Origin of the sequence: Mangrovivirga halotolerans (assembly GCF_026241165.1) — a bacterium.
Lineage (GTDB): Bacteria > Bacteroidota > Bacteroidia > Cytophagales > Cyclobacteriaceae > Mangrovivirga > Mangrovivirga halotolerans.
On sequence record NZ_JAPFQN010000003.1, the window covers coordinates 436120 to 448870 of the forward strand.

The 12751-nt window shown below is 33.8% G+C and carries 12 protein-coding genes; all 12 read left to right on the forward strand.

Annotated elements, in window-relative coordinates:
- The first annotated feature begins 53 nt into the window (after positions 1–53).
- The 12 genes from prfB to OO013_RS05955 all read left to right on the forward strand — a co-directional run bounded on the left by prfB (position 54) and on the right by OO013_RS05955 (position 12723).
- Positions 54–1167 (forward strand): peptide chain release factor 2 gene (gene prfB, locus OO013_RS05900; protein ID WP_266055769.1). Its coding sequence is split into 2 segments (ribosomal slippage): positions 54–104 and positions 106–1167, totalling 1113 coding nucleotides; the frame shifts between segments, so codons are not numbered across the junction.
- Positions 1164–2297 carry a DegT/DnrJ/EryC1/StrS family aminotransferase gene (locus OO013_RS05905; protein WP_266055770.1) on the forward strand — a complete coding sequence of 378 codons (1134 nt, stop codon included), beginning with the start codon at positions 1164–1166 and terminating at the stop codon, positions 2295–2297. Before prfB ends, OO013_RS05905 begins: the two co-directional genes overlap by 4 nt.
- Positions 2298–2371: 74 nt before the next feature.
- Entirely contained in the window at positions 2372–3577 is a 1206-nt protein-coding gene (locus tag OO013_RS05910) for a tetratricopeptide repeat protein (RefSeq protein ID WP_266055771.1), read from the forward strand.
- Between the two features lie 8 nt (positions 3578–3585).
- A complete protein-coding gene (locus OO013_RS05915) occupies positions 3586–4218 on the forward strand; it encodes a NeuD/PglB/VioB family sugar acetyltransferase (protein ID WP_266055772.1) in 633 nt (210 codons plus the stop codon).
- Complete coding sequence (locus tag OO013_RS05920; protein ID WP_266055773.1) at positions 4218–5549, forward strand: hypothetical protein; 1332 nt, start codon at positions 4218–4220, stop codon at positions 5547–5549. The genes OO013_RS05915 and OO013_RS05920 overlap by 1 nt, the downstream gene beginning before the upstream one ends.
- 118 nt (positions 5550–5667) lie before the next feature.
- On the forward strand, positions 5668–6669 hold the full coding sequence (locus tag OO013_RS05925; RefSeq protein WP_266055774.1) for an NAD-dependent epimerase/dehydratase family protein: 1002 nt from the start codon (positions 5668–5670) through the stop codon (positions 6667–6669).
- Positions 6670–6672: 3 nt separating this feature from the next.
- Entirely contained in the window at positions 6673–7761 is a 1089-nt protein-coding gene (locus tag OO013_RS05930; RefSeq protein ID WP_266055775.1) for a glycosyltransferase, read from the forward strand.
- Positions 7762–7799: 38 nt separating this feature from the next.
- On the forward strand, positions 7800–8735 hold the full coding sequence (locus OO013_RS05935; RefSeq protein ID WP_266055776.1) for a glycosyltransferase family 2 protein: 936 nt from the start codon (positions 7800–7802) through the stop codon (positions 8733–8735).
- A 101-nt stretch (positions 8736–8836) separates the two neighbouring features.
- Positions 8837–9910, forward strand: a complete 1074-nt coding sequence (locus OO013_RS05940; protein ID WP_266055777.1) for a glycosyltransferase family protein — start codon at positions 8837–8839, stop codon at positions 9908–9910.
- Between the two features lie 25 nt (positions 9911–9935).
- On the forward strand, positions 9936–10754 hold the full coding sequence (locus tag OO013_RS05945) for a sulfotransferase family protein (protein WP_266055778.1): 819 nt from the start codon (positions 9936–9938) through the stop codon (positions 10752–10754).
- Positions 10754–11551, forward strand: a complete 798-nt coding sequence (locus OO013_RS05950; protein ID WP_266055779.1) for a glycosyltransferase family 2 protein — start codon at positions 10754–10756, stop codon at positions 11549–11551. The genes OO013_RS05945 and OO013_RS05950 overlap by 1 nt, the downstream gene beginning before the upstream one ends.
- Positions 11548–12723, forward strand: a complete 1176-nt coding sequence (locus OO013_RS05955; protein WP_266055780.1) for a glycosyltransferase — start codon at positions 11548–11550, stop codon at positions 12721–12723. The genes OO013_RS05950 and OO013_RS05955 overlap by 4 nt, the downstream gene beginning before the upstream one ends.
- Positions 12724–12751: the final 28 nt, after the last annotated feature.

A 12751-nucleotide genomic window follows, 5' to 3' on the forward strand; every position in this document is an offset into this window, starting at 1 on the left:
TGTTCATAACTTTGCATCAGATAAAATAATCGAATAATTTTTTATTAATATATATGACTTCAGATCAGCTTAAGAGTGTAAAGGCCAGAGTAGAGGCCTTGAGGGGGTATCTTTGACTACGATAAGAAAGTAGACGAAATCAAAGAAATGGAAGATCTTTCCGCCCAACCCGATTTCTGGAATGATCCGGAAGAGGCGGAGAAAGTAATGAAAAAAATGAGGTCCCTCAGACAATGGACCAAGGCATTTGATAGTATAGATACAATGTATGGTGATGTGGAAACACTTCATGAATTTTATACTATGGACGAAGCCTCAGAAGAAGAAGTAAATGAAAGTTATCAGAAGCTTGAAGATGCTCTGGAAGAGCTTGAGTTTAAGAGAATGCTTTCAAATGAGGAAGATCAGTTAAGTGCCATGATGGAGATCAATCCGGGAGCTGGTGGAACCGAAAGCCAGGATTGGGCAGACATTCTGATGAGGATGTATGTTATGTGGGGGGAGAAGAACGGCTTTAAGGTAAGGGAAGTAAACTATCAGCCTGGTGATACTGCTGGTCTTAAGTCAGCGACTCTTGAATTTACGGGGGAGTTCGCCTATGGTTATCTCAAAGCAGAAACAGGAGTTCACAGACTAGTAAGAATATCCCCTTTTGATAGCGGAGGAAGAAGACATACTTCATTTGCTTCAGTTTATGTTTATCCATTGGTTGATGATTCTATTAGTATTGACATCAATCCTTCTGATATTACCTGGGAAACATTCCGTGCAGGTGGTAAAGGAGGTCAGAATGTAAACAAGGTAGAAACTGCTGTGCGATTAAGACACGCCCCTTCCGGAGTGGTTGTAGAATGTCAGCAGGAAAGAAGCCAGTTGCAAAATAAGGAGAAAGCAATGAATATGCTTCGCTCCAGACTATATCAAATCGAGATAGAAAAGCGTAATAAGGCTAAAGAAGAGGTAGAAAGTTCGAAAATGGCAATCGATTTTGGTAGCCAGATCAGAAACTATGTTCTCCATCCTTATAAATTGATAAAGGATGCCAGAACAGGCGTTGAACGGACAGACGTACAAAATGTACTTGATGGAGATATTAATGATTATATAAAAGCATTCCTGATGGGTAAAAAGTACGATAAACACGGCGAAAATACTGAGGAAGTATGAGCATGAGGGTCGATATGGTCGACCTGAAAAGGCAACATGCCTCATTAAGGAATGATATCCATACTGCCCTGGATGATATCATGGATGAATCCATGTTTATCCAGGGCTCGTTTGTTAATAAGTTTGAGGAAAATATCTCAAAATTTCAGGGTGTAGAGCATTGTATTGGCTGTGGCTCAGGTACCGGAGCTCTGATTTTAGCATTAAAAGCATTAAAAGTCAGACGTGGTGATCAAGTGATAATTCCAGCAAATGGTCATGTGTCTGCTGTTGAGGCAGTACTGTTGTGCGGGGGGAGACCTGTGTTTGCAGATGTTGATCCTGAGACATTTTCCCTGACTAGAGAATCGATCCTTCCTCTGATAAATAAAAAGACTGTTGGAATCATAACAGTTCATTTATATGGGCAGGCCATTCCTTTGAATGATCTGGCTGACCTGAAAGATGAGCATAAATTATGGATACTGGAAGATGCAGCCCAGGCAATAGGCAGTAAGTGGGAAGATCCTGATACAGGCAAAGCTATTCCTGCAGGAGGATATGGTGAAGTTTCTGCTTTTTCATTTTATCCAACTAAAAACCTTGGTGCTTTAGGTGATTCGGGTGCTTGCATGACGAATGATGAAAAACTTGCCCGTCAGATCAGAATGATTGGTGATCATGGGCAAATAGAAAAAGATTTTCATGTATTGCCAGGGACAAATTCCAGGTTAGATAATTTACAGGCTGCTATTTTAGATATTAAGCTAAAGCATTTGAACGATTTAATAGAAATACGCAGATCGAATGCAAGGAGGTATTTTGTAGAATTGAATCCGAATGGGAATTTCAGTCTGCCATTTGAACATCCACAGAGTTATCATACCTTTCATCAATTTGTATTGACATTTAAAAATCAAAAAAGGGATGAGTTCCGTGAATATTTAAAAAGTAAGGGTGTCCAAACTCAGATTCATTACCCGGTTGCACTCAATAATCAACCTGCTTTCAGAAGATATGTTAAGAAAGAAAATGATTTAACAAATAGTAATTGGTTAGTAAATAATATAGTTTCAATTCCAATTCATTCAGAACTCAGTCAAGAAGAAGTTAATTATGTGATTGAAACAATTAATACATTTTGTAGGTAGTAAACCAAGAGTATTTTCTGCTTTCCGGGTTCATAAAGCAGGAAATAAATTGACTTTTGAACGTTATAACAAGGATGGATAGAAAAATACTATATTTAATTTTTATAAGTTTTGCTGTTTTTTTTAATGGTAGTGCACAGACTGAGGATTCAATTTTTATATTGCTGGAAAATCCTAAAGTTCAGATCGAATCTACTGATGCAGTAAATAATCTTTATAATTTCAGATTTGAAAGAGCAGATTTGCAATTTGGCTGGTTGCAACAAGAATATCCATGGCATCCACTTGGCTATTTTTTGAGAGGTTTGTCAGAATGGTGGAAAATATTGCCAAACATGCAGGATAAAAGTCGAGATGAAAGGTTTCATGCCTACATGGATTCGGCAATATATCTAGCAGAATTTCTTTATAAAAAGCCACCTAACAAGATCGAGGCATCATTCTTTTTGGCGGCTGCTTATGGATTTAAAGGCAGGCTTCTAAGTGAAAGAGAAGAATGGATAAGGGCTGCTTCTGCAGGTAAAAAAGCATTGAAATATCTTGAAGACTCTGAAGAATACACGAATCTCAGTCCTGAATTCCTATTTGGTCATGCACTCTATAATTATTATTCAGTGTGGATACCAGATAATTATCCAGCGCTAAAACCCATTTTATTATTTTTTAAAAAGGGAGATAAAGAACTGGGTATTAAGCAGCTTAGGGAAGTAGCTAATAATGCCTTTTATACAAGGACTGAAGCACAGCACTTTCTGGTAAAAATCCTTAATTCAGAAAAGAAAAATAAGAGTGAGGCTCTTTTGGTTGCAAAGCTTTTAATGGATACATATCCACAGAATTCAGTTTTCATGATGTATTATGCCAGACTTCTATATAATTCCGGACGCTGGACACAAATGGTACCCGTTTGTGATACGATCATGACCAGGATTGATGCCAATGAATTTGGTTATGGTCCATGGGCCGGGAAATATGCAGCTTTTTTTCTAGGTGAGCATTATAAGGCAAAAAGAGAAAATGAAAAAGCTAAATATTATTATCGCAGGGCGATAGATTTTGGAGAAGTTGGAGAAATGGAGGAGTCTGGTTACCATTTGTATAGTCTGTTAAACTTACTTCGAATAGCTGATGAAGAAGGTGATCATGAGGTTGCTGAAGAATATGTTGAAGCAATTAAAGATAATTCTGATCGAAAACACCCGGCTAATAAAGCTGCAAGAAAATATCTGAAGGAAAGAAGAAAAGAGAAAAAAGAAGGTAAATTTTTAGGAATTTTTTAATTTCCCATATGGAAAAAATTGTTTTGATCGGTGGGGGAGGGCATTGCCGTTCTGTCATTGATGTGATTGAGAGCCAGGGAAAGTATGAGATTGCCGAAATACTTGATGTAGAAGAAAAGTTAGGTAATCAAATTTTAGATTACAAAATATCAGCAAAAGATACAGATATACCGGATTTAGCCAGAAAGTATGATAATTTTTTGATTACAATCGGGCAGATTCATTCCGCTAAAATCAGAATTAAGTTTTACAAAGAATTAAAAAGATTTGGGGCAAATCTACCTGTAATAATTTCTCCGATTGCACATGTGAGCAAGCACGCTACAGTAGGTGAGGGGTCTGTTATCATGCACGGGGCTATAGTTAATGCTGCAGCAAAAATAGGGATTAACAATATAATCAATACAAATTCAGTAGTTGAACATGATGCTTTCACAGGTTCTCATTGTCATATATCTACTGGAGCATTTTTAAATGGAGAGGCAATTTTAGGGGATGGTTCTTTTTTGGGAAGTGGAGCAAGAACTGCCCAATGTGTAGAGATTATTAAAGATACAGTCGTTGGGGCCTCAAGTTATGTGCACAAAAATATCACAGAGTCTGGTGTATATATTGGAGCGCCAGTCAAAAAAGTTAGCTAATGCAATTTAAAGATCTTTTGATCGGTCCGTTGTTTTTGATCATAATCATTGCAATTGCATGGATGATCAGGCCTTCTGTGACCCAAAAAGAAGATCGAAAATACTTTTTTCCTGCACTTTTACTCAGACTATTTGGAGCCCTGGCACTAGGGTTACTATATGATTTTTATTACGGAGGAGGTGATACACTTACCTTTCATAGGCATGGTAGCCGAATAATCTGGTCATCACTTTTCGATGATCTGGAAATCTGGTGGCAATTGATGGCTCATCCAGGTGAGTATATGGCTAAATCTTTCGAATATGCGAGAAATATCTGGACGTTCAATGATCCTGCATCCTATTTTGTTGTGAGAACAGCTGCATTATTTGATACAATTACCTTTGGTAGTTATGTTGGAACTGCTTTTTGCTTTGCTTTTGTGGCTTTTTTAAGTCATTGGATGATGTATAGAGCCTTTTCGCGTTTATTTCCTGCCATACGTCGCTATATTGCCTATGCAGTTTTATTTATTCCATCAATCGTGTTTTGGGGGTCTGGGATATTAAAAGATACGATTACTTTAGCTGCTCTTAGCTGGCTTGTCTATTTCTTTATTGAATTCTTTATTCAAGGAAAACGGAGTATATGGTTGATTTTGTTAGCTGGATTATCAGCATATACCTTGTTTTATGTAAAGATCTATATATTTTTGATTGCCGTGCCATGCTTATTGCTATGGTGGACTACTAAAAACATTTCAGTAATTAAGGATCCAATTCTTAAGGCATTAGCACTCCCTTTTTTAGGTGTAATATTAATTGTGGGCACATTTTATGCGATGCGTATAGTAGGAGAGCAAAATAGAAAATATAGTTTGGATAATATTGCAGAGACAGTCCAGGTGCAAGCTTATGATATTGCCTATTGGACAGGGAAAGGGGCTGGGTCAACTTATGAATTGGGGGAACTGGATGGGACATGGCAAAGTATGATTAAATTAGCACCACAGGCTATAAATGTTGCTTTATTTCGACCATATCCTTGGGAGGTAAGAAATCCTTTAATGGTTCTTTCAATGATAGAGAGTCTGGGAATGTTACTTTTCACACTTTATATATTTACCAGAGCTGGTATTAGGGAGATGATTATTAATTTAAAACGACCCGAGGTGATATTTTGTCTGGCCTTTTCATTCGCTTTTGCTTTCGCTACAGGGATATCTACCTTCAATTTTGGTACCCTGTCAAGATATCGTATTCCTTTGCTTCCATTTTATGTGCTGGGATTGTTAATAATCTGGTATTACCAGGAAGAAAGGAAGTTTGAGAAGCAATTATCTTTCAGTTAAAAAAGAAATTTATCAAGAATTTATAGTTATGTTTTATTTATCTGTCGAAATATTACGGGAGATTGGTACACAACACTTAAATTTGTTTTTTTAGAAAAATACAAAAACAAATTTTTTAATGGCTAAATCATTAGTAACTGGTGGTGCTGGGTTTATCGGTGCACATGTTGTAGATAGTTTATTACAATTGGGGCATGAGGTAGTGGTCCTTGATGATCTTAGTGGTGGATTTATCGAAAATGTAAATAAAAAAGCGCTATTCATTGAAGGATCAATATGTGATGATAATCTAATAAATGATCTATTCGAGAAACATAATTTTGATTATGTGTATCATTTGGCAGCTTATGCAGCGGAAGGATTAAGCCATTTCATTAGAAAATTCAATTATAATAATAATTTAATGGGGAGCATTAACCTAATAAATGCTTCCGTGAAACATAAGATCAAGTGCTTTGTATTCACCTCATCTATTGCTGTATATGGCACTCAGGTGGTTCCAATGATCGAAACAGCTACTCCTATGCCTGAAGATCCTTATGGTGTTGCTAAGTATGCAATCGAATTGGATCTCAAATCAGCACATGAAATGTTTGGTCTTGACTATATAGTATTCAGGCCACATAATGTCTATGGTTCGTTACAGAATATAGGAGACCGTTATAGAAATGTAATCGGAATATTCATGAACCAGTTAATGAAAGGCAATCCACTGACGGTATTTGGTGATGGAAGTCAAACAAGGGCTTTCAGCTACATTGATGACGTTGCTCCATATATTGCTAAAAGTGTAAATATTCCCGAAGCATATAATGAGGTATTCAATATCGGAGGTGATACTGATTATAGCGTAAAAGAATTAGCTGAAACCGTAATGAAAGTTATGGGAATTGAAGGTGAGGTAAGGAATCTAGAAGCCAGAAATGAGGTTATTCATGCCTATGCTGATCACTCTAAAGCCCGAAAGGTTTTTGGAATCACACCGGACACAATAACTGACCTCGAAACCGGACTTACAAACATGGCAGAATGGGTTAAAATGAATGGGGTGAGAAAAACTCCAAAATTTGAGAATATAGAAATATTAGAAAACCTTCCCAAAGTGTGGTTAGAGGATTGATTTATGGGAAAGCCAAAAGTTCTTTTTATTGGAATTCACAGGCCTGATCGTTCACCTTCTCAAAGGTTTAGATTTGAACAATATTTAGATTTTTTAAAAGGAGAAGGATTTGATTGTAAACAAGAGTATTTGTTGAATCAAAAAGATGATAAAATATTTTACTCTGATGGAGCGGTCTTAGGTAAAGCCAGGATTGTATTAAAATCAATTTTGAAGTTAATCAGGCTTGCATACTTTACCAGGTATGATATTGTTTTTGTTCAGCGAGAGGCAATAATGCTGGGTACATCATTTTTTGAAAGACGCTTTTCGAAAAGATCAAAATTGATCTTTGATTTTGATGATGCGATCTGGAAACATCAGGCTGGTGATATTAAAAGTGCCAATAAGATGTTTTATTTTCTCAAAAACCCGAATAAAACAAAGGATATCATAAAAGCAGCAGATCTGGTGATTGCGGGTAATAATTATCTTGCCAATTACGCTCGTCAATTTAATTCTAAAGTTAAGATCATTCCAACAACCATAGACACTCAGGAATATCAAAGAATTATGAAAAAGGAGACAGGTAAAGTATGTATTGGATGGAGTGGTTCCTTTTCAACGATTATACATTTTGAAACAATTATCCCAGCATTGGTTAGAATCAAAGAAAAGTACGGTGATAAGGTTGAGTTTAAAGTAATCGGAGATCCCACTTTTTCAAATGAGAGGCTGGGAGTAAAAGGAGAACCGTGGGTAAAAGAAACAGAAGTTGAAGAGTTATCAAAAATAGATATTGGAATCATGCCTTTACCGGATGACGAATGGACCAAAGGAAAGTGTGCTTTGAAGGGACTTCAATATATGGCCCTTGGTATTCCAACAATTATGTCTCCGGTTGGTGTCAATGCAGATATTATTGAAGATGGAGTGAATGGATTCTTAGCTGGAGATGAAGATGAATGGGTAGAGAAAATTTCTAAATTAATTGAAGATGGGTTTCTGAGAACTGAAGTAGGTGAAAATGGAGAAATAATTGTGAAGGATAAATTTTCAGTTGAATCTAAAAAGAATACGTATAAAGATATATTATCATTAGTAATGCGATAAATATTTCACATTAAGAAAGGAAGAATTGAATTGTTGTTTTGAAAGTCTCTGTTATTATCCCTGTATTTAATGCTAGTTTATATTTAACTAGAGCTGTTGAGTCAGTTTTAATTCAACCAGAAGTAGATGAGATTATTTTGGTAGAAGATGATTCTACAGATGACTCTCTGGTTATATGTCAAATGCTGGCGAGTAAATACGATAAAATAAAGTTATTTCGTCATAAAGATGGAGTTAATAAAGGTGCAGGAGCTAGTCGAAATTTAGGGCTATTAAATGCAACAAATGAATATATAGCTTTCTTAGATGCAGATGACTATTATTTACCTGAGAGATTTTTTGATACACAGAAAATATTTCAAACTAAAGAAGTGAAAGTTGTTTTTGAAGCAGTTGGGGCTGATTATCAAAATTCTACGGCTAAAATTAAACATCTGGAAAGAATAAAAGCTGCGAATAATCCTGCGTTAAACAGTGGGAATACTATGTTGCTAGAAAGTGATACTTCAAAAGTTTTAGAGTCGCTAATTTTAGGTGGAAAAGGGTGGATTCATCTTAATGGATTAACAATAAAAAAAGAGGTTATTAATTCTGAGACGCTTTTTAATGAATCACTAAGGGTTTCACAGGATTCTGAATTTATTATTAAATTGGCAATAAAGCATAAATTTAAAAATGGGCAGTTTGATAGAATTGTAGCCATTAGATATGTTCATGATAACAATAGAATAATTGCAGGTGATGATAAAACGAAATTCATTAGAAAGGCAAGATTTAATAAAATACTTTTTAGAACAGTCCTAAAGAATAGTAAATTCGTATCGTTCCGAGTTAAGAAAGTAGTTTTGATACGGTATTCTGAAAGTTTTATATACTATTTTTATTTGAAAGGTTTTTTCAGAAAGATTGTGAAGGCAATAATACTAGGTTATGCTATACTAAGATTTCCTGTACTAATTAAAGAATTTATATAAGGGGTGGATCAGGTTCAGTTATAAAATGTTGTGAGAGGAATAATTTAAATTTTAGAAATTTATTTTTTTGCTTTTAAAATATCAAGGTTAGTGAAGTTATAATGCATTTATACAATAAAAATATTTTACTTATATCCCCTGAACCATGGTCTCACTTATTTGTTTCTAAACATCACTATGCAATCGAGCTTTCAAAAAGGAAAAATAAAGTATTCTTCTTAAATCCACCTGGTAATAAAAATGAAAAGGTAATTACTCGATTTGATAGTTTGTATGAAGTTAATTATACAGGTTTCTTAAGGGGCCTTAAGTATTTCCCAAAACCTTTAATTAAAAAAAATATAAAGACTGTATATGCGAAATTAGAAAAACTTTGTGGAGTTAAGTTTGATGTGATATGGTCCTTTGATAATTCAGTATTTTTTGATTTTGATAGTCTTCCAGATTATCTTCTTAAGATATCTCATATTGTAGATCTGAATATGGATTTTAATTTTGGGAAAGCTTCTAAAACAGCTCATGTTTGCTTCTCTACAAGTGAGGCAATTCTTAGGAAACAATTAGAATTTAACCAAAATTCATTTAAAATAAATCACGGATATGCTTATTCAGATAATGAAAATGAGCATGTCTTTGAAAATGATTCGAAAATCAGATGTTTATATGTAGGAAATCTAGATATCCCTTATATTCATTGGAGTTTATTTAATGAATTGGTAGAAAAATATCCGGAAATTGAATTTTTGGTAGCTGGTAAATGGGATACTATAAATATGCATAACAGGATTCTAAGTAACAGCAATTTTCATTTTTTAGGTTTGATTCCTCCTGAAGAACTTAATTCCTATTTTTTGGGGGTAGATATTTTATTGCTGTGTTATGATAATCATAACTTTTTCAATCAAGTATCCAATCCACATAAAGTAATGCAATATTTGGGTAGTGGAAAAATCGTGTTTTCGAAATGGATGAATGAATATGAAAATATTTCCAATTCTGATTTGATTCTTATGAGCAGGAAAGATGAAGAGTTTATCAGCTCATTTGATAATTTAATTGCTAATCTGGATTATTATAATTCTAATGAATTAAGTGAGGAAAGAAGGCGGTTTGCATTAAATAACTCTTATAGTCAAAAGATTTTGGAGGTTGAAAGTTATATAAACAAAAATTAAAGTAAAAATGCGAAAGCCGGATTTTTTGATAGTAGGCGCTATGAAGGCGGGGACGACCAGTTTACATAATTATTTAGGTTTTCACCCAGAAGTTTTTACTTCTTCACCTAAGGAAATTCACTTTCTCGATGAAAAACCTTATGATTATTCACACTTTATTTCTGATAAAAAAATTGTTGGAGTAACACCCCAAAACTACACAAAACTTCATTTATCAAAATATCAAAATATACCCCAGTTATTAAAGAGAGAAATACCAAAAGTAAAGATTGTTTATTTAGTAAGAAACCCGATTAAAAGGATTTTATCTCATTATAGAGAACAACAGAAGCATGGGAAAGAACCAAGAAATGGGCTAAACAATTTTTTACTTGAAGAAAATAATCATTACTTAATGACTAGCATGTATTTTTTTCAGATTTCGAAATACCTTGAGTATTTTCCCCAAGATCAAATTGAAATTGTTTTATTTGAAGATTTAGTAAATAATAGGTTAGATACTTTAAATAGTATTTTTCGTTTTCTTGGTGTGTCAGAATTAAAGGATGAATTAATGTTTAATTTTAAATCTAATGAATCTTCCTTAGATTCGAGGAAGGTAGATGTTCGACGGTTTTTTCCCGAAGTCATTAAAAAATTTTATAAAAAAACTTTTCCGGATGAGTTAAGGGATTTTATAAATAAGTCGTTTTTAAATGATTTGCTTCTTTATAGGACTGATTATAAATCTGAAATTATATCTGAAGAAACTTTATCTAAAATTAAGCCATTATTATATAAAGATGTTGATGATTTATCAAAATTAGTTGGTCAAGATCTTATTAAATTCTGGAATTTGAAATAATGCTTGTTTCAATAATCACCCCTTTTTATAACTCAGAAAAATTTCTTTTAGAATCAATTCAATCAGTCCTTAATCAGGAATATGATAATTGGGAGCTTATTCTTGTTAATGATGGATCTACAGATAGGTCTAAAGAAATTGCTTTGTCTTTTATTGATCCAAGAATTAAATATTTTGAACAAAGTAATAGAGGTGTTGCCTCTGCAAGAAATGTTGGTTTAAAGGTAATGTCTGGTGATTATTTTTGTTTTTTAGATGCGGATGATGTATTTACACCAAACAGCCTTGCGTCTCGGTTGAAGATCTTTAAAGAGAATCCTGATCTGGCTTTTGTTGATGGAGTAGGGATTAAGACGGATTTGAACTTAAATGAAATAGATCAATTTAATCCTAGTTTTAGAGGGAATCCATTTAAAGAATTGGTTCAGTTAACTGGCAGTTGTTTTTTTGGGCAAACCTGGTTGATAAAACGAGATCCTAATCATACATATGAGTTTAATTCGGAACTCACACATAGCGAAGATTTATTATTTTTTATGGAATTATCAAAAAATGGAGGGTTATACGATTTTACGGATGAAAAAATATTCTTTTACCGAACTTCTCCAAAGTCTGCCATGTCAAATTTAGAGGGGCTTGAGCATGGTTATCGTTTTGTTTATAATGAGATTAAAAATTGGCCGGAAGTTTCCCCTGAAGATCTTAAAATCTATAATTACCGATATCGTAGAGCAATGTTTTTAGCTTATTTGCGTAAATTACAGCTTTTAAATGCTTTTTCTGTAGTGATTAAATGAATCCCCTAAAAACTATTTTTGTTTTTGCTTACTATAGTTATAAAGATCCTGTCTTTCAAAGTGCAGTACTGCCTTACTTATTAAAAGAATCCGATAATTATAATTTCATTCTTCTCACCTGGGAGCAAAAAGAATGGGAAATCAAGAATAATGAAAAGATAGAAATTGAAAAGTTTTTATCTCAAAATAATATTACCTGGAAAGCTAAAGCATGGCATAGTGGGAGGTTTAAGTTATTTAAAAAGATTTATGATTTTACAATTGGGCTCTTATATTCTTTATACCTCATTTATAAATATAATTGTTCGATAGTATACAGTGAAGGCTTCCCTGGTTGTATTGTTGGTCACTACATATCGAAATTATCATTTACAAAACATGTAATCCATACTTTTGAACCCCATGCTGATTATATGCTCGACGCAGGTGTCTGGTCAAAAAAAAGCTGGGAATATAAACTGAATAAACGGATGGAGAAGGTTGTAGGGAAGGGAGCGGATAAACTGATAACCGGAACTGAGAATTATAAGGAAATTCTTCGTCATTATATTAAAACCCCTATACAAGTTATACCCTCGTGCATTGATACTGATTTTTATAATTTTAATAGTAAGGCAAGGGAGATCATCCGTGAAAAATTAGGAATTGTCGAAAATGATATTGTTATCGTTTACCTGGGCAAGCTTGGAGGTATGTATATGAAAGAGGAAATATTTAAATTCTTTAGTAGATGTCTTTTAATGGATGAAAATTTTTATCTATTGTTGATGACTAATGAATCAGAATCCTCAATAAATAATTTAAGAAATGAATTTAGGATTCCAGATAACAGAATGCATACTGGATTTGTGAAAAAGGATAATGTTCCGGATTATTTATCAGCTTCAGATATAGCCTTTTGTGGAATTAGACCTATACCTTCTAGAAGATATTCTTCACCTATAAAAACAGGGGAATATCTTAGTTGTGGTCTTCCTGTAATAATTCCAGAAGGGATTTCAGATGATTCTCTCGTTATTGAAGAAAACGATTTAGGAATTGTTTTTCAAGATTTAGAGAAAGTAGATATAAAAAAAGTAATTGAATTAAAGAAATTAGATAGATCAATGATTAGAGCGAAAGGTATTAACTATAGATCCTTAAAAAATGCTCCGTCATTGTTTGAAATATGAATGCTGTAAGTAAAATATTGATATTGGG

Excerpts from the sequence above, each read along its gene's own strand:
- OO013_RS05955 (WP_266055780.1), top strand. The coding sequence starts at position 11,548 with ATGAATCCCCTAAAAACTATTTTTGTTTTTGCTTACTATAGTTATAAA.
- OO013_RS05940 (WP_266055777.1), top strand. The coding sequence starts at position 8,837 with ATGCATTTATACAATAAAAATATTTTACTTATATCCCCTGAACCATGG.
- OO013_RS05950 (WP_266055779.1), top strand. The coding sequence starts at position 10,754 with ATGCTTGTTTCAATAATCACCCCTTTTTATAACTCAGAAAAATTTCTT.
- OO013_RS05930 (WP_266055775.1), top strand. The coding sequence starts at position 6,673 with ATGGGAAAGCCAAAAGTTCTTTTTATTGGAATTCACAGGCCTGATCGT.
- OO013_RS05925 (WP_266055774.1), top strand. The coding sequence starts at position 5,668 with ATGGCTAAATCATTAGTAACTGGTGGTGCTGGGTTTATCGGTGCACAT.
- OO013_RS05920 (WP_266055773.1), top strand. The coding sequence starts at position 4,218 with ATGCAATTTAAAGATCTTTTGATCGGTCCGTTGTTTTTGATCATAATC.
- OO013_RS05905 (WP_266055770.1), top strand. The coding sequence starts at position 1,164 with ATGAGCATGAGGGTCGATATGGTCGACCTGAAAAGGCAACATGCCTCA.
- OO013_RS05910 (WP_266055771.1), top strand. The coding sequence starts at position 2,372 with ATGGATAGAAAAATACTATATTTAATTTTTATAAGTTTTGCTGTTTTT.
- OO013_RS05915 (WP_266055772.1), top strand. The coding sequence starts at position 3,586 with ATGGAAAAAATTGTTTTGATCGGTGGGGGAGGGCATTGCCGTTCTGTC.